Origin of the sequence: Lysinibacillus sp. NPDC098008 (assembly GCF_044760715.1) — a bacterium.
GTDB lineage: Bacteria > Bacillota > Bacilli > Bacillales_A > Planococcaceae > Lysinibacillus.
This window is the reverse complement of the sequence record NZ_JBIWBA010000004.1, coordinates 104,100-122,856: the sequence shown is the minus strand read 5'-3', so window position 1 is coordinate 122,856 and position 18,757 is coordinate 104,100. Positions and strand designations below refer to the sequence as shown.

The 18,757-nt window shown below is 37.9% G+C and carries 13 protein-coding genes and 1 other annotated feature; of the genes, 6 read left to right on the top strand and 7 right to left on the bottom strand.

Annotation, left to right across the window (positions count from 1 at the left end):
• Nucleotides 1-50: 50 nt before the first annotated feature.
• The gene (locus ACIQVU_RS06445) at nt 51-1,181 is read left to right on the top strand and encodes an acetylornithine transaminase (protein WP_340806947.1); all 1,131 of its coding nucleotides are present in this window, start codon (nt 51-53) and stop codon (nt 1,179-1,181) included.
• Nucleotides 1,182-1,231: 50 nt separating this feature from the next.
• On the opposite strand, the gene ACIQVU_RS06440 is transcribed toward ACIQVU_RS06445, so the two are convergent.
• A complete protein-coding gene (locus ACIQVU_RS06440; protein ID WP_340806945.1) occupies nt 1,232-2,113 on the bottom strand; it encodes an NAD-dependent epimerase/dehydratase family protein in 882 nt (293 codons plus the stop codon).
• Nucleotides 2,114-2,367: 254 nt separating this feature from the next.
• The gene (locus ACIQVU_RS06435; RefSeq protein WP_340806944.1) at nt 2,368-5,370 is read right to left on the bottom strand and encodes a transglycosylase domain-containing protein; all 3,003 of its coding nucleotides are present in this window, start codon (nt 5,368-5,370) and stop codon (nt 2,368-2,370) included.
• 102 nt (nt 5,371-5,472) lie between these two features.
• Nucleotides 5,473-5,683: a binding site (T-box leader), on the top strand.
• A 92-nt stretch (nt 5,684-5,775) separates the two neighbouring features.
• Here ACIQVU_RS06435 and tyrS point away from each other — a divergent pair.
• A complete protein-coding gene (tyrS, locus tag ACIQVU_RS06430; protein WP_340806942.1) occupies nt 5,776-7,044 on the top strand; it encodes a tyrosine--tRNA ligase in 1,269 nt (422 codons plus the stop codon).
• Between the two features lie 50 nt (nt 7,045-7,094).
• Here tyrS and ACIQVU_RS06425 read toward each other — a convergent pair whose 3' ends face one another.
• From ACIQVU_RS06425 to rpsD, 3 genes are all read right to left on the bottom strand, one after another.
• Entirely contained in the window at nt 7,095-7,898 is an 804-nt protein-coding gene (locus ACIQVU_RS06425; protein WP_402894467.1) for a cobalamin-binding protein, read from the bottom strand.
• Between the two features lie 122 nt (nt 7,899-8,020).
• Nucleotides 8,021-9,226, bottom strand: a complete 1,206-nt coding sequence (locus ACIQVU_RS06420; RefSeq protein ID WP_402894465.1) for an iron-containing alcohol dehydrogenase — start codon at nt 9,224-9,226, stop codon at nt 8,021-8,023.
• A 540-nt stretch (nt 9,227-9,766) separates the two neighbouring features.
• Nucleotides 9,767-10,369 (bottom strand): 30S ribosomal protein S4, encoded by a 603-nt coding sequence (gene rpsD, locus ACIQVU_RS06415; RefSeq protein WP_340806938.1) that lies wholly within the window; start codon nt 10,367-10,369, stop codon nt 9,767-9,769.
• A 521-nt stretch (nt 10,370-10,890) separates the two neighbouring features.
• Between rpsD and ACIQVU_RS06410 the strand changes: the two genes are divergently transcribed.
• The gene (locus ACIQVU_RS06410) at nt 10,891-12,717 is read left to right on the top strand and encodes a sensor domain-containing diguanylate cyclase (protein WP_340806936.1); all 1,827 of its coding nucleotides are present in this window, start codon (nt 10,891-10,893) and stop codon (nt 12,715-12,717) included.
• A 95-nt stretch (nt 12,718-12,812) separates the two neighbouring features.
• Here the strand turns inward: ACIQVU_RS06410 and ACIQVU_RS06405 are convergent, their stop codons facing one another.
• Together ACIQVU_RS06405 and hisJ are read right to left on the bottom strand one after the other, a co-directional pair.
• Nucleotides 12,813-13,292, bottom strand: a complete 480-nt coding sequence (locus ACIQVU_RS06405; protein ID WP_340806934.1) for a GAF domain-containing protein — start codon at nt 13,290-13,292, stop codon at nt 12,813-12,815.
• 180 nt (nt 13,293-13,472) lie between these two features.
• Entirely contained in the window at nt 13,473-14,279 is an 807-nt protein-coding gene (gene hisJ / locus ACIQVU_RS06400) for a histidinol-phosphatase HisJ (RefSeq protein WP_340806932.1), read from the bottom strand.
• 162 nt (nt 14,280-14,441) lie between these two features.
• On the opposite strand from hisJ, the gene ezrA reads away from it, so the two are divergent.
• From ezrA to thiI, 3 genes are all read left to right on the top strand, one after another.
• Entirely contained in the window at nt 14,442-16,142 is a 1,701-nt protein-coding gene (gene ezrA, locus ACIQVU_RS06395; protein WP_340806931.1) for a septation ring formation regulator EzrA, read from the top strand.
• A 202-nt stretch (nt 16,143-16,344) separates the two neighbouring features.
• The gene (locus ACIQVU_RS06390; protein ID WP_340806930.1) at nt 16,345-17,502 is read left to right on the top strand and encodes a cysteine desulfurase family protein; all 1,158 of its coding nucleotides are present in this window, start codon (nt 16,345-16,347) and stop codon (nt 17,500-17,502) included.
• A complete protein-coding gene (thiI, locus tag ACIQVU_RS06385; RefSeq protein ID WP_340806929.1) occupies nt 17,499-18,710 on the top strand; it encodes a tRNA uracil 4-sulfurtransferase ThiI in 1,212 nt (403 codons plus the stop codon). The genes ACIQVU_RS06390 and thiI overlap by 4 nt, the downstream gene beginning before the upstream one ends.
• Nucleotides 18,711-18,757 lie beyond the last annotated feature (47 nt).

Below are 18,757 nucleotides of genomic sequence, written 5' to 3'. Positions count from 1 at the left end.
AAGTATAGTGTGATAAGAAAAGCATTTTAAATAATGGTGGAGATGATAAAATGAGTGCTTTATTTGGAAACTATGGGCAACGTCGCGCACAAATTGTGAAAGGGCAAGGAACGATTGTAGAAGATGCTGCGGGCAAGCAATACTTAGATTTTACAAGTGGCATTGCTGTTGTAAGTCTTGGTCATGCCCATCCAGCTATTGTGCAGGCAGTACAAGCGCAAAGTGAAAAGCTTTGGCATATATCCAACCTTTTTGATATTCTTGGTCAGGAAAAGGTAGCCCAACAATTAATCGCTAATACACATTTTGCTCATGCCTTTTTTTGTAATAGCGGAGCAGAGGCTAATGAAGCCGCGATTAAATTAGCGCGTAAGCATACAGGCAAACATCATATGATTACATTTGAAAAATCATTCCATGGTCGTACATTTGGAGCAATGTCTGCGACAGGTCAAGGCAAAATACATAATGGCTTTGGACCACTTGTTGAAAAGTTTACGATTTTACCATTTAATGATGTTGCGTCATTGGAAGCCGCGATAGATGACTCTGTCGCAGCTATTATGCTGGAGATGATTCAGGGAGAAGGTGGCATTCATAATGTTACGCCAGCATTTGCAGCAGCTATTGCAAAGATTTGTGATGAGAAAGGGATTTTACTGATTGTTGATGAGGTACAAACAGGTATTGGACGTACAGGAACACGCTACGCCTTTGAGCAAACGGTATTAAAGCCACATATTATTACATTGGCAAAGGGCTTAGGTGGTGGCTTCCCTGTTGGCGCTATGCTTGGGGTAGCAGACCTTTATTCGACATTTAGTCCAGGTACACATGGCACTACATTCGGAGGTAATCCTCTTGCTATGAGTGTGGCGGAGGCTGTGTTAAGCCATGTTTTTGAGCCAGTATTTTTACAGCAAGTTCAAGACAAGGCTGCCTATTTTATGGAACAATTAACAACACAGTTACCTTCTCATTATACGCTTCGAGGACAGGGTCTATTATTAGGCATTGACTGTGGTGACACAGAGGTGGCCTCTTTGATTGCAACAGCAGAAGACAAAGGCTTATTGCTAGTAAGCGCAGGGCCAAATGTTATTCGTCTTTTACCACCATTAACAGTAACAAAGGAAGAAATCGATAAGGCTGTAGCTATTTTAAAGACCATTTTACCTTAATGTATAAAGAATCTGCTGGTTATCTAGCAGATTCTTTATGTTTTAGCGCATTATTGAAACTGCTTTACTAAGGTTGTTACTAATTCAGGTAGCCACTCATGGAGCTGACTAAAGGTAAATCCTGCTGTAGTTGCTTTTGTATTTGACATATACCAATGGGCAGGAACATTATAAGGTGATTGGGATGCCTGATCACCGCCAACAAGAGCAATTTTCGCCTGCTTACCACTGGCTTGTTCAATAAGCGCAATTAATTCCTTTAATGAAATTGTACCGTTTGCTGTTGCATTGTAAGGGCCTTCAATTGGATACATTCCAGCAAAGTATAAAAATGCGGCAGCCTCTTTGTCTGTAATATAGCTCATTTGTGCATCAATATTGGTTACAGTGATAGGCTTGTTGTGTAAAATACGCTCAATATGAACATGTAAACGTCGTGTATAATCATCCTCACCCATTACAATTGGAAAGCGTACAGTAACAACAGGAAATGTAGCCTTTTGATATAAAACAGCCTCTGCTTGTCGTTTTCCCTCACCATAGGAGAAATCTTCACGCTGTCCCATACGAATTGGATAATGGAATGGGTCGAAGTCTTCCTCTTTTTTTATTTTGCCATCCACCTCGTAGGTTGCCAGTGTAGAAGTGAAGATAAGCTTTTTTGTTTTCCCCTTTAATACCTCACAAATAACCTGTGCTTCGTTTGGAGAATAGCAAATATTATCATAGACAATATCCCATGTTGAATTAACAAGTGCTTGTGCTAATGCCTCGCTATTATTGCGATCAACAATGAATTGCTGTACATTTGAGCCGAACGGATGCTTCGTTTGACCACGCGTTAAAATGGTAACATGATGCCCCTCTTGAAGACAGAGCTCCACTAGCTTTTGACCAAAAAAGCGTGTACCTCCTAAAACTAATATATTCATGATATGCCCACCTCTTTAAAATAGTAGTCCTCTCTATCATGACAAAAAAATCAACCTACTACAATTTAAAGATGAAATGTAGTAGGTTATCTTAGTTCAGCAAATTCTTTTTGTATCGAAAGCGAAGCGTCAGCAATAGATACAGAAAACTTCTTCCTCTGTACTAAATTTAGCCATAGAAAAACTGCACCTGCCAATTGTTAGATGTGTCTAACAATTGGGATGCAGTTTATACGCTGGGGCGTAATTGATTGTTATTGAGTTGGTGTATCAGTAGGAGGAGGGGGGCTGGTATTTCCTCCGTTTGATCCTTCTTCAGGATTAGCTGTACCACCATTTCCATTGTTATTGCTAGGGTTTGAGCCATTGCCATTATCACTAGACCCATTGCCATTTGTAGAGCCGTTACCATTCCCTTCAGTGTCACCTTCATTACCCTCAGCAGGTGGTGGTGTTTCTTGATCTGGCTCTTGTTCTTGTTCCTCTTCACTTTCTTCTGGCTCAGGCGTGTTTTCACTACCGCCTGTAGAAACAACATTAGATTGCGCAGAGGTTAAACCTGTAATATCAACAGCGACAACAACATAGGCTTGTCCACTAGCAACAGTAATGCTTTGTGTTGACTCCAAGACAGAGGTTACTAATGTTTTGCCCCCATTTGTTACATTGTAAATGCGATAGCCTACAACGTCATTGGATGAACCTGACCAAGACAATCTTGAGCCATTAATCGAAGCACTTACAGCCGCTGGTGGGCTACTATCTGCTGGGAAATCCGCTGCTGATACAGATGACGTAGATAGTGATGAATTTTTCGGTAATAGGCTTGCAGGGTTCCCACCAAGTCTTCCTAACATTCGTTTAATAAAGTCTTGGTTAAGACCTACACCACCAGAGCGTACAAATTCAGCAGGTGTACTTGATAGCGCATTATATGTTTTTCCTTTAATTGTTACAACGCTGCCGCTTCCAGAGCCAAAGCTATTATCTGGCTGTGACGGGACAAAGACCTTCGCATTAAATAAATCTGAGCGTACAAGGCCAGCGTTTGCACAAGCTGCAGAAGGTGCTAAGCCTGAAATACCACAGAATGAAGCAGTGATGACATTTGGCGGTCTCGCAAAGCTTGTTGCTGGATCAATAAATTGTGGATCCACATCGTAAACAGCATTCATCAGTGTTGCCCATAGTCTATTAACACGAACACTAGGCTGTGAATACGTATTATTAAATGCATATAAGGTACGTGGCTGATCGTAGCCCATCCAAACACCAAGAGAGATATTCGGATTATATCCTACTAACCACACATCTTTATAATCTTGAGAAGTACCTGTTTTTGCAGCGAAATCAGAGGAGAATTTCAATGAATTTCGTGCAAGTGTACCCGTTCCTTGTGTTAAAACATCACGTAGCATATCTGTAATGATATACGATGTTTCTGGACTAAACACTTGGGTAGGTGCTACCTCATGCTGATAAATGATATTGCCATCTTGATCTTCAATTCGATCAATCATATAGGAATCAATAAACTGTCCACCATTTGCAAAGGTTGCAAAGGCATTTGTATTTTCTTCAACAGTTACACCTTCATGTAAAGCACCAATACCTGTTGCAAGGTTTGTGAAATCATCAGGATGTAATTTGCTGAAGCCCATTTTGACTAATAGATCAGCAGGACGTCTATTTAAAATGTCATTATATAAACGTAATGCTGAAATATTTTGAGAGTCTGCTAAAGCCTCACGCGCAGGAATAATCCCTCGTTCATCACTTGCAATATAGTTACTTGGACTCCATGAACCGATGGAGAATCTTACGTCAACTAAGGGGCTACCTGCACCAATTACACCATATTCAATCGCTGGTGCATAAACAAGTAGTGGCTTCATTGTAGAACCATTCGAACGATAAGCTTGTGTGGCATGGTTTACTTGTGTTGTTTTAAAATCTCGTCCACCGACAAAGCTTAAAATTCGACCTGTTGTGTTTTCAATTAAAATACTACCTACCTGTACTGGCATTTCGATATCAGTTTCCTCACCAGTTACAGGGTCCTTGCCTTTTCCAGTATACGTATGACCATAATATTGGAAGTTTTGCGCTGCTTTTTGCATAGCATCGTACATATCTTTATTAATCGTTGAATAAATACGATAGCCCTTCGAACGAACATCACGATCAGCTAAGATTCTATACTTTTCCCTTAGTTTCTTTTCGGATTTTAAACGCTCTGGATCAATACCATCCTCTTGTGCTAGTTTTTCTGCAATAATATCTATTGCACGACTTTCAAGCTCATATGTAAGCCATGGATAACGATCCTCCGCACGCATTTCTGGTCCGCGGAAATCGGCAGTAATATCGTAGTCGAGCGCTGCTTGATATTGTGCATCATCAATATAACCAGCTTCTTTCATGCGGTAAAGCACTGTTTTCATACGATCAATACCTGGTTGTAAAGCTTCCTCACTTTTTAGCTCACCTGTATTTGTAAATGGTGTATAGGCAAATGGAGCTTGTGGAATACCAGCTATGTATGCTGCCTGCGGAAGTGATAGCTCTTTCGCTTTGATGCCAAAAATCCCTTCAGCGGCTGTTTCAATACCTGCAATATTTCGACCTGATGAGTTACGACCATATGGAATAATATTTAAGTAAGCCTCTAATATTTCCTCCTTTGTCATAAAATGCTCTAAACGCATCGCAAGTAAAATTTCCTTTGCTTTACGTTCATAGGATACTTCATTTGTTAATACTTGGTTTTTAATAAGCTGTTGTGTTAGAGTAGAGCCACCTGTCTGTGTAGCAGAGTTTGTGACATCTTGTAATAATCCGCGGATAACCGCTTTTGGTACGATGCCATTATGCTCGCGAAAATATTCATCCTCTGTTGCAAGAACAGCATTGATAACATCTGGTGCAACATTGCTAAGTGAAGTTTCACGACGATCTAAATCTGTACGTAGTTTCCCAATATAAATATCATTAGCAAAATAAATCTCACTGGTTTCCTCATAGCTAAAAATTTGATTTCGCAACTCTTCTTTTGAGCGTAATGGCTCATCTTTCACAAGAGAAGCAAAATAACCAGCACCAACTGAACCGACAAATACAGTACCAACCAATGCGAAGACTAAAAATAGTAAAAATAAGTTCCAGGTAACACTACCTGAAATGCGTAATCTCTTCATCCATGTTCGTTCTAGTAATTCATCGATCTTTGCATTGATTTGTTGAATCTTATCTTTCAATGTATCGACCTCCTAAAATCTTGTTTATTATAGCACATATTGTTTTAGTAGGAACATAGTTATTGACTTTGAAAAAGATTCGTATAGAATAATGTGTATAGTTTTCTAGTGAGGAAGAGCTTGCAGTAGTATCTATACTCCCTGTTTAGAGAGCCAGTGGTTGGTGAAAACTGGTCATAGTGTAGAAACGAATTACGTGCTTGGAGCTTAGACGTGCGCGCCTGCGATAAAGGCGGTTGAATGAAGTGGAAGATGGTAGACACATCTTCAAGCTGGGTGGTACCGCGTTAATTGTCGATTTAACGTCCCTGCATGCAATTGTTTGCGTGTAGGGACTTTTTTTATCTTATTTGCAATTCAAGCCCCTACACGTGATAAAGTTCAACCATTTTAGGAGGAATCAAGATGACAAACGAATTATTACAAGATTTAGAGTGGCGTGGCTTGCTTTACCAACAAACAGATGCGGAAGGTATGGCTAAATTATTAGAGGAGCAATCCGTTTCTCTATACTGTGGCGTAGACCCAACGGCAGATTCTATGCATATTGGACATATTGTTCCTCTGTTAACATTACGTCGCTTCCAAAAAGCAGGCCATCGTCCAATTTTACTTGTTGGTGGTGCAACAGGAATGATTGGTGATCCATCTGGTCGTTCTGAAGAACGTCAATTACAAACGGTAGAGCAAATTGATAAAAATGTTCAAGGTATCCGTAGTCAATTAGAGCGTATTTTTGATTTTGCAGAAGACGGTAATGGTGCACAGCTTGTCAATAATCGTGACTGGATTGGCAATATGAACACAATTGAGTTTTTACGTGATTACGGGAAATTAATTAATGTGAATTACATGCTCGCAAAGGATACAATTGCTTCACGTCTTGATACTGGTATTTCGTTTACAGAGTTTGCGTATACATTAATTCAAGGTATTGATTACAATCATTTATACAATCACTACAATTGCCGTATTCAAGTAGGTGGCTCTGATCAATGGGGTAATATTACAACAGGCTTAGAGGTTATTCGCAAAACACATGAGGAAGAAACAAAAGCCTTTGGGATTACAATTCCTTTAGTGACAAAAGCTGATGGTACAAAATTTGGTAAAACGGCAGGTGGTGCAGTATGGTTAGATGGCACGAAAACATCACCATACGAGTTCTACCAATTCTGGATCAATGCTGCGGATGCGGATGTTGTAAAATACTTAAAAATCTTTACATTCCTTTCTCGTGAGGAAATTGAAGCATTAGCTGTTTCTGTAGAGGAGGAGCCGCATTTACGGAAGGCACAAAAGGCACTTGCTGAGGAAATGACACGTTTAATTCACGGACAAGAAGCATTAGAGCAGGCAATTCGTATTACAGCTGCCTTATTCTCAGGCGACCTAAAAGCTCTTTCAGCGGAAGAAATGAAGGATGCTTTTAAAGATGTTCCTTCTATTGAAATGGCAAAAGAGGATAAAAACATTGTGGACCTTCTTGTAGAAGCGGGTATTTCATCATCAAAACGCCAAGCACGTGAGGATGTATCAAATGGTGCAATTAGTGTAAACGGTGAAAAGGTAACAGATTTACAATACGTAGTAGATGGCAAAGATCGCTTAGAAGATGCATTTAGCATTATTCGTCGTGGTAAGAAAAAATACCATATGGTGAAATTTGGCTAAATACAATACGAAAAACAACATCCCGCATGTATATTGTGGGATGTTGTTTTTTATAAGAAGCTTGGATATTCTATATGCTTATATGCCTTGGGATGTAATAGTTTTGCAAGCTTAATGGCCCCTTCAATAAGGCGGGGAGAAGGGCGACAATAAAGCCATTCCTCCATGACATATAGCTGTTGCCTTTGGATGGCATGCAACTCCTTGGCATCTGGACGCTTTAAGACATGGGCTGGCTTTATACGTTCAATAGCAACACCAACCCAAGCCAGCATAATATAATCAGGCTTACGCTGTACCACATCTGCCCAATCCGTTTGGACACTGGCCAATTCTACATCCTGAAAGAGATTGATACCGCCGGCGATTGCACTAATTGCTGTGAGCCAATTAATGTTGCCGGGGGTAAAAATAGGGTTTGGCCACCATTCCCAATAAAGCGTGGGCTTATCTGTAATTGTTTGTGCAATGTGCTGCATGCTGTCAATCGTTTGTAAATATTCCTGCACAACAGCTTGTGCACGCTGCTCCATATTGCAAACCTTACCAAGTGTAAGAAGGTCTTGCGCGATTTCGTCCAAGGAGTTTGCGTTAAACACAATATGTGGAATGTTTCGTTCTTTCAATGCTTGAATATTTTTTTCCATGCCCGGTACACTCAAAGAGGCAAGCACAAGATCAGGCTGCAATGCTTCGAGTGCATCCATATCAATCGATAAATCAGGACCAAGCTGTGGTAAATTTTTCACTGCTTTAGGCCAATCAGAAAAATCATCCACACCAACAAGCTGATCGACTAGCCCTAAATAGGCGACAAGCTCTGTATTACTAGGACAAATTGAAATTAAACGCATAGGCTATCTCCTATCCTTTTTTAAGAAAAGTATAACGGGAGTTAGCTCTATAGACAATGAGCTTATCGTTACATAACATAGAAAAAGGTGGAGAAAATTTCCCCACCTAGAACATAACTCTATTAAGAAAGTGCTACAGCTTCAAGCGACTGCTCTTTCTTTGCAACAGGACCCATTGCACTTTTAATAATTTGTTTAATATCTTCTAATGTTGCTTTACGAGGATTTGTTTCTGCACAAACATCTAATAGCGCATTTTTCGCTAATGTTTCAATATCCTCATCTTTTGCACCTAATTCACGGAAGCCGCTAGGAATGTTTAAATCCTTAGACAGCTTTTCAATCGCTGTAATTGCTTTTTCAGCAGCCTCACGCTTACTTAAGCCCTCTACATTTTCGCCTAATAATTCAGCAATACGAGCAAAGCGCTCTGTACGTGCTGTTACATTAAAGCGGCAAACATGTGGCAGTAAAATAGCATTACATACACCATGTGGTAGATTATAGAAGCCGCCTAGCTGATGAGCAATTGCATGGACATAGCCAAGCGATGCATTATTAAATGCCATACCCGCTAAAAATTGCGCATATACCATTTGCTCACGAGCCTCTAAATCAGTGCCATTCGCATAGGCACGTGGTAAATATTCAGGGATCAGTTGAAGTACCTTTTCAGCACATGCATCCGTAATCGGTGTTGCATTTGTCGAAACAAATGATTCAATAGCATGTGTTAATGCATCAATACCCGTTGCTGCAGTAAGTGCAGGTGGTAAACCAATCATTAGCTCTGGATCATTAATGGATAGTAAAGGTGTTACATGCTTATCCACAATCGCCATTTTTACTTTACGTGCTGTATCTGTAATAATTGTGAAACGAGTCATTTCACTTGCAGTACCAGCAGTTGTATTGATCGCAATATACGGTACAAGTGGATTTTGAGATTTATCAACACCTTCATAATCATGAATGCGTCCACCATTCGAAGCAATAAGTCCGATAGCTTTTGCTGCATCGTGTGCACTGCCTCCTCCAAGAGATACAATGGAATCACAATTTTCTGCATGGTACACTGCAACTCCATCTTCCACATTTTGATCTGTTGGATTTGGCTCGGCTTTCGGGAAAATTGCTACATCAATTCCAGTAGCTGTAATGATGTTTGCAATTTGTTGAGAAAGGCCTAATTTGTGTAAGCCCTCATCTGTTACGATTAATGTCTTTTTTACTTCTAAATCATTTAAGCGATTACCAACTTCTTGAATTGCTCCAGCTCCAAATAAGTTTGTTTTCGGCATAACAAATTGCTTTAGAACGTCTGACATATGTCCAACCCCTTTAAAATTATTATTGCTTGAATGATGGTGAACCACCTTTCGCAATTTATCGTAGTCTATTTTTCAGTAAGCATCAACTCAAATTTTTATCAAAAATAAGAATTTAAATAGTGTATTATTTTACAAAAAAATTAGCGCATTAAAAAACTCTTTTAGCAAAGAGTTACATGAATTTATTGGTTGATAAATGTTTTACTATAAAAGTAAAATATATTTTTTAGAAAACAGTTGTATTTTGAGGTGCTTCTGAATAGTACATAATTGATATTTGGTTTTTAATGTTAAGGTGGTGGATAAAGGGTGATGATTGCTATTTTACAGTACAAAAATGTATTATATTTTATGAAATTTTTATAACAAAATGGTGACTATTATTTTGATAGTTGAAGGAAATGAAAATAATGCGGTGAAAATTATTAACAATAAAATAAACCTTCAATCAGCGGGATATAAATATAGGATAAAACAAAAACCTCACAAACACTTGGAAATCCAAGGTTGTGAGGTTTAAGAAGCTGAAGAATTTGATTAACGAGAGTAGAACTCTACGATGAATGCTTCGTTGATTTCAGCTGATAATTCAGAGCGCTCTGGAAGGCGAGTGAATGTACCTTCTTTTTTGTCAGCATCAAATGTTACGTAGTCAGGTACGAAGTTGTTTACTTCGATTGCTTCTGCTACAACAGCAAGGTTTTGAGATTTTTCACGAAGAGAAATCGTTTGACCTGGTTTTACGCTGTATGATGGAATATCAACGCGTTTGCCATCGACTAAGATATGGCCATGGTTTACTAATTGACGAGCTCCACGACGAGTACGAGCTAAACCTAAACGATAAACTAAGTTATCAAGACGAGTTTCAAGAAGAATCATGAAGTTTTCGCCGTGTACACCTTTCATTTTACCAGCGCGGTTAAATAGTGTACGGAATTGACGTTCGTTCATACCATACATATGACGAAGTTTTTGTTTTTCTTGAAGTTGTAAACCGTATTCTGATAATTTTTTACGTTGGTTTGGACCGTGTTGACCTGGTGCGTAAGGGCGTTTTTCGATTTCTTTACCTGTACCGCTTAGTGAGATACCAAGACGACGTGATAATTTCCAAGATGGACCTGTATAACGAGACATATTGTTGTCTCCTCCTTTAAATTTGGTTTTTTTGTTGTAAAACAAAAACCAGTAGTACCCATTCTTATACGCATTTTATTTTCATGTATTTTCGCCTATGCAGCCGTTAGGTTACACAATACACCATCTATTTTCCATTGTTGAAAATCATTGTTGTGGTTAAAATAGAGGAATAAAATACAATTATAAGCTTATACCACTGCTGCGTTTATTTTACACAACCTCCATTGTAACTGTTTGAGACATGTACGTCAATTATTAGTATTGATATTTTTTTTACTTATATTATAGTAGGAAATTCCTCACTGTTCATGTTTCCACAATTACAATAGGGTTAATGCTATGTTGTAGAAGTTAAAATATAAAAGTAAGGAGAATTACATAGTCAAAATGACACAAATTATGTATAATATATTATAAGTTAATAGTAATTGATTTGTACGTTATATAGAAAAGGTGATTTCATGACAGACCATTTACAAACGCTAAAATCTATAAAATCTGATGTTTTGAGCTTGTGGGTGAGTTCTAATGAAGAACAAGCTAGTTTTAATGGGTATTTTTATTCATTTAAACAGTGTCTAAAGAAGCGCTTAAAAATTGATAATGCTGCTTTTCTTAGTTTTGAAGGTAATTCTTTAATACCTATTGAAGAAATGGCTTCATTAACAATTGAAACAAAGTTAAATGCTGTGTCATGGCTAATGATTGAAGCTAATTTTTATCAACAGAAAATAGTAAAAATCCCCTATGTATTGAAAACAAACCAAGCTTATTCCATGATGACAGATATGGTGCTTTTCCAAGTAGAGGGTAAAAACCCTATTGGTGTATTACTTGTGGAGGCAACAGAGTCTTGGACAGACTTTATGGCCTCTAGTTATGGCGAAGAATGTATAGAAATATTAACAAAAGTTCTTCAAACAATGAAAGATAATTTAGAACTAAAGATAAATGAAGATCAATACAGAAAGCTATATAACGTGACGGATTTATTTCATTCAACAATGGATATTGATGTAATTTTAGAAAACGTTTTAAAAAATATTAAGGATAATTTTCCAGAGTTTAATGTAGAGCTTATACTATCGAATGATCAAGATCGACATACAACTATTGATATTAAGCTTTTTGATTATTTATCAGAAAGACCTGCTACAGTTGAGGCATTTGTATCAGGAGAGCTAACCACAGAGCTTGCGAGTGATTTGAATTGTCGTTTATTAAATGCGCCTATTAAGGGCAGGCAAGCAATTTACGGCATATTGCAAGTAAGTGCACCAACGACATACCTTTTTTCCACAACTGAAAAGGATTTTGTGCGGATGCTTGCACAAGCATCAGGAAATGCACTGGAAAATGCAAAGTTATACCATCAATCACATCGCCTCGTTAGTGACTTACAACTTATCAATGAAACATCACATCGTCTAAATATGCGGCTTGACGTTTATGAAATGTTACTTTTCCTACAAAAACAATTATTGAAATCTTTTCAACCAATGGAAGTTTGTTTTGCGTTTAAAAAGAATGATACCTTTGAAGTGGCAAATGCTAGTACACCATTGTTTAGCTCTGAGGAGGGTCAAATCTATATCAAGCATGTTGAGCAGCATTTTGAGCATACAAATGACCCGCTGTTTATTGCCGATTTTAGCCGATTAACCCCTAAGCAAATTAATTACCGTTCAATCATGGCCATTCCTATTTTAATGGAAGAAAAAATAAATGGCTTTAGTATTGTGTTGCACAAAGAACCATATTTCTTTTCGTTTGATAGCTTTAAATTAATGCAGTCGCTTATTCATCACTCATCATTAGCCATTGCCAACTCGATTTTACGAACACAGCTTCAGGAAATGGTGGATTTAGACCATTTAACAAAACTTTATGCTCGCAGTTATTTAGATCAATTTGTAGAAAAGTCACTTGAATGTGATCAATCAGGCATGTTTTTATTGATGGATATTGATAATTTTAAACGTGTTAATGATACGTATGGTCATCAAGTTGGTGACAATATTCTTGTGCAAATTGCAATACAGTTAAAAGAAACAATTGGTGATCGTGGTATTTGTGCACGATGGGGTGGGGAAGAGATGTCTGTCTATGTACCCAATATACAGGAGAAAGAGGCATTGGAATTGGCAGCAGCCATTGTAGAGGTCATGCCTAAAGCTACTAATCCGCAAGTAACCATTTCAGCAGGATTGATTATGTGGGATGAGCGGGATCGACCAGCATTCCAATCTGTCTTTTTACATGCAGATACGGCTTTGTACGAAGCAAAGAATAGCGGAAAAAATCGTTTTTGTGTTCACAATGGTTCCTTTCACCCCAATTCCTAACATAACTACATCAAATAGTGATAATACCATAAATGATTCGCCCTGAAATGACAATAAACAACATTTCAGGGCAATTTTTAATGGTGAAAGCTAGTCTAAAAATGTGTAAGCAATGTTTTGACAAATAGCTCTAAACCTTCTTGATCTTCTTTAGAGAAGCGGTTGACGATTGGACTATCAATATCCAGCACACCAATAATCTCTTTATGCTTTATCAACGGTATAACAATTTCTGATTGTGAAGCTGCATCACAGGCAATATGTCCTGGGAAATCATGCACATCTTTCACAATAATTGTTTCTTGCTTGGCAATAGATGTTCCACAAACACCGCGACCGACTGGAATTCTTACGCAGGCAGGTAGACCTTGAAATGGTCCTAAAACGAGCTCGTTTTGCTGTAAAAGATAAAATCCTACCCAATTAATATTTGGTAAAAACTGATTTAGCAGGGCAGTGGCATTGCTTAAATTTGCAATCCGATCTGTTTCACCTGTTAGCAGCGCATCTAGCTGCTTAGATAATGTAACATATTGGTCAGCAATGGACCCATTATAATTAATTTGTGTAAACATATAAGCACCTCATTTAGTTATTATTTATCTTGGTTCAGTGAGTGTCCAAACGCTCACTGAACCAAGATAAAAGCCTCAGCAGATATACCTGACGCTAGCGCTTTCGGTACAGAAAACATTGTGGCGGATTTTTGAGAGGAGCTTTTCGAGTGAACTCAAAAAAATCCGAACGCAATTACGCTAGGGCGTAATTGATTGTGGTAATAGTACATGGTAATGTTGATGTAAATCATCGGCAGTATGGGCATCTGAACCAAATACATATGGCAATTCAATGGCTTGACAATACTTCATAAAAGATAATGGTGGATACGACTCCTGACAATATTTTTTACTAAGCCCAGCACTATTGAAGTCCAGCTCATAGCCTGCTTGCTTGATAGCATCTAAGACTTCCTGAATACGCATAGTGTCATTTATTTGTTTACCATGAGCTAGCTGAAATTTATGAATAAGTGATGGATGCCCGATTCGTTTTGGCTTGTATAAACCTAAGTCTGCTTTAATCGATTGTAGAACAGTATCATAATACAAATGATAAACCTGTTCAACAGAGCCAACTTGTTGTGAAAAATCGATAAAGTTTTCGGGTGAAAAGTCGATACATGTATAGGTATCCTGCCATTGTAAAAAATGGACAGATAAAATAGCATCATCTAAAAAATGCCCATACGTGTCAAGAAATTGACGAGTTTCCTGTTCAAAGCCTATGATATAATCAACCTCTAGCCCAATTCGGATGCGAATATCTTGTGCATATTGCTTTTTTAGGCATTGCAGCTCCTCAAAGTAAGGCAAAAGCTGATCTAGATGCATCCCGCTGTCTTGCTGTGGGGTAGGGTCAACAAAATTTTTAGGTAATGGGGCATGCTCTGTAAATGTTATGTCTGTAAATTGAGAAGAAATTGCTTTTTCAATATATTGAACAAATGAATCCGAACTGCCATGTGGACAATGAGGACTATGTATATGCCCATCGCGTTTCATAATGTACCACTCCTTTAGCTCTATAGTTGTGCTATTAAATATTTTAAAATAGCAAAAAAACAGTTTTCTGTAAAACACTTAAATTTTAGTACAAAAGGCGAAAGTATAGTATATAATAAATACAACTAGCCAATTCGTTTATTGTAGAATAGGGGGCTTACGATGGAGTATATCATCATTCCGATTATCCTACTATTAATTTTAGCCATAGTGGGATTTATGATGCGAAGAAAACATGTTGCAATTATTGCAAAACTTGAACATGAAAAATTACAAATTCAACATAAACCTATTAATGAAGAAATTTCAAAAGTCAAATCTTTAAACATGAACGGTGAAACGGAAGAAATGTTTGAGCGATGGCGTAATATTTGGGATGAAGTCATCGATGTACATATGACAAAAATTGATTCATTACTATTTGATGCTGAGGATCAAATTAATCGACTTCGCTTTAAAAAAGCGACGTTAATAGAGCGCGAAATAGAGGATTATATTCAAAAGTGTGACCAAGATAAAGATAAAATTTTAGAAGAACTGAATGAATTAATTGGCAGCGAAGAAAAAAATCGAATTGAAATTGAGCAGTTAAAAGAATATTATCGTTCCGCAAGAAAAACATTGTTGGCCCACCAGCATTCATTTGGTGTAGCATTGCCTGCACTTGAGAAAAAGCTGGAAGGATTTGCTCAAAAGTTTGATGAGTTTGATGTTCTTACAAATGAAGGAAACTACCTACAAGCGCGAGAAATCGTTATTAGCTTAAACCAAGAGTCACAGCAAATATTTGATTATATTAATGATATTCCAACGATTTTAACGGAACTACAAGTAAAGCTTCCAGGGGCAGTGCAAGAATTGCGAAATGGTCAGCGTGAAATGGAAGATCAATCTTATTATTTACAGCATTTAGAGCTAACGGAAGCATTAAATAAATATGAAAAAGAATTTGCTTCCTTGAAAAATGATTTAGCAGAGCTTAAATTAACGGTTGTGAAGCCTCGCGTAGCTGAAATTAACGAAGAAATCGACCATTTTTATGATTTACTTGAAAAAGAGGTTATTGCGAAAAATTATGTTGATCAAAACTGTGATCGCTTATTAAGCTCCATTACAAATATTATTGCTTCCACTAAATTAGTTGGTGAGGAAGCAGCTTATGTACAGCAAAGCTATCGTCTAAACGAAAAGGATGCGGAAATTCCAAAAGCAGCTCTTAAGCAGTTGGAGGCATTGCAACGTCGCTATGATCTATTAGCCATGCGTGTGAGAGAAGAAAAATCTGCGTATTCAAGCTTACAGGAAGAATTAATAGCGATTAGTGACGAGCTTGAGCGTATTCATGAGGAACAAGAGCATCTCTCTAATACAATGAAAAAGCTACGAATTGATGAAAATAAGGCACGTACACAAGTAGAAAAACTAAAGAAAATATTACAAGAAACAGACCGTATATTAAATAAGGCAAATATTCCAGGAATCCCTGAGGAGATGGATGCACGCCTTGATGAAGCGGCAGAGCATATTTATGTAGTAATGCAAAGCTTGCAGGAAGTGCCGCTAAATATGGGGACGGTGCATAATAACTTAAATGCAGCGACACTTTGTGTAGAGGATGTTAATGCAAAGGCACATGAGCTAATTGAAAATGTCATGTTAATTGAGCGTATTATTCAATATGGTAATCGTCATCGTGCAACAAATTCAAAATTGCATATGCGCTTAACGGAAGCGGAGGAAGCATTCCATCAATTTCGTTATGCTAAGGCATTAGAGGAAGCTGGAACAGCCGTTGAAGAAATGGAGCCGGGTGCTTTAAAACGTATTCAAGAAATTGTTGCAGAGGAATCTGTATCAAAATAATGAAACCTGAACTATTCTATGAAATGCTTCTTTAGTATTTCGTAGTAGTTCAGGTTTTTTGTTTCTTTAAAAACATTCAGCGATATTCTAGTGTCCTTTTCTCATCAAAATATAAATAATCGTGAAAGTTAGTGGTCATTCTGGCAAGATTGCGTTATGATAAATACCGTTAAATCAACGCGTTGAAAGTGTGTGAAGAATAATGAGTAATGTAATTTATTTAGATAACAGTGCAACAACAAAGCCTTTACAAGAGGTAATGCAGACATTTATGGCTGTGAATGAGCAGTATTATGCAAATCCTGCATCCATTCATGCTATGGGTGTTGAAGCAAATAACTTATTAATGCGTGCGCGTGAGCAAGTAGCAGATATTTTGCAAACAACAGCGAAAAATGTGCTATTTACTTCAGGTGGGACAGAATCAAATAATGCAGCTATTTTTGGCTTAGCACGCAGTAATACACATATAGGAAAGCATATTTTAACAACGGAAATTGAGCATCCTTCTGTTCTAGAGGCAGTAAAGCAGCTTGAAAAAGAAGGCTTTGAGATTGAATATTTGAACGTTGATAAAAGCGGTGTAATTTCCTTAGAGGAGCTTACAGCAAAACTACGTAAAGATACGATTTTGGTAAGCATTATGCATGTCAATAATGAAATGGGTGCAATCCAGCCTATTTTTGAAGCAGCTAGCATTATCCATAAAATAAGTCGAGCTGCTTTTCATGTGGATGCTGTGCAAAGCTTTGGCAAATTAGCCGTATCTTTTAATGGAGAAGATGGACCAGATAGTTTGTCAATTTCGGGTCATAAAATTCATGGCTTTAAAGGCTCAGGCATACTAGCATTTCGTAAAGCAATGAGATGGCAGCCATATACATTTGGTGGTGGTCAGGAATTTGGCATGCGAAGTGGAACTGTAGCTGTTCCACAAGCTGTAGCTTTAGCAAAAGCGGCTCGTCTGGCAGTTGAAGAAATGGATGAGCGTGCAAAAAAATATCGCCAATGGCAAGAAACTATTTGTGCGCAGCTCCAAAGCTATGGGGAGGCTGTGCATATTTTATCGACCCCACAAGGAGCGGCTCATATTTTCTCATTTAGTGTGCGTGATTTAAAGGGTGAAATTATTATTAATGCCATGCAAAAGCGAGGCGTGATTGTTTCTACATCAAGTGCTTGCTCATCGAAACAAACAAAAACAAGTCATGTTGTGGAAGCATTAAAGCTTGATGAGCATTATAAAAAAAGTGTTATTCGAATGAGTTTTGGTGCATATAACACAGCCGAGGATATTGAAAAGTTACAACAAGTATTAGCGGAAGTAATGATGGAACTTAAAGGAGAACAAAGCAAATGATTTGGAAAGAAATTTTAATTCGATATGGCGAGCTTTCTACAAAAGGGCGCAATAAAATGGACTTTATTCGCCGCTTGCGTGAGAATATTCGTCATGCCTTTGTAGATTTAGGACATCTACATATTCGTACAGAGCGCGATCGTATGTTTATTGCAATTGACAACGAAAGACAGATGCAAACGTTAATTGAAGGGCTACCGAAAATTTTTGGTATTCAATCCTTTAGCCCTGTAGCGGCATGTGAAAAAGATATAGCAACCATGAAGCAGCTTGCTGTTACAATTATGGATAGCTTTAAAGAGGGGCAACATACATTTAAAGTAGAAGTAAAACGTACAGATAAAACATTTCCTTTAGAGTCACATGCTATTCAACGCGAGATTGGTGGTTATGTGTTACCACATTTTAAAAATTTATCTGTGCAAGTAAAGCAGCCCGATATTGAATTACGTGTTGAAGTGCGCCATGATGCCATATATATGATGGCACAAGTAATCGCTGGTGCAGGTGGAATGCCAGTAGGATCAAATGGGAAGTCTTTATTAATGCTATCAGGAGGCATTGATAGCCCTGTTGCAGGTTATTTAATGATGAAACGTGGTGTACGTCTAGAAGCTATTCATTTCTTTAGTCCACCATATACAAGTCAAAATTCACTGGAAAAGGTAAAGGTACTTGCGAATGAATTAACGAAATTTGGTGCAAGCATTCGTCTACATGTTATTCCGTTTACAGAAATTCAAGTTTTAATAAAGGAAAAAGTACCTTCAAATGTATCGATGACAACAACGCGTCGTATGATGTTAAAAGTAGCCGATCAAGTACGTGAAGAAATCGGTGCTCTTGCCATTGTTACAGGTGAAAGTCTTGGACAAGTTGCCAGTCAAACGCTCGAAAGCTTAACGGCTATTAATGCTGTCACGAATACACCGATTTTACGTCCACTAATTTCAACTGATAAATTAGAAATTATTGATATTGCAGAAAAAATCGGCACATACGAAACATCTATTCAGCCATTTGAGGATTGCTGTACAATCTTTACACCAGCAAGTCCAAAAACAAAGCCAAAGCTTGAAAAAGTAGAGCATTATGAAAGCTTCTCGGATTTTGATGAACTGATTGCACGAGCTGTGCAAAATCGCGAGGTCTATATTTTCCCTAAAAAAGATGAGCCACAACAAGATAAGTTTGCTGAGCTTTTATAAGCAAAGGTTTTCACGCCGCTTCCAATACCTATTTGGAGGCGGCTTTT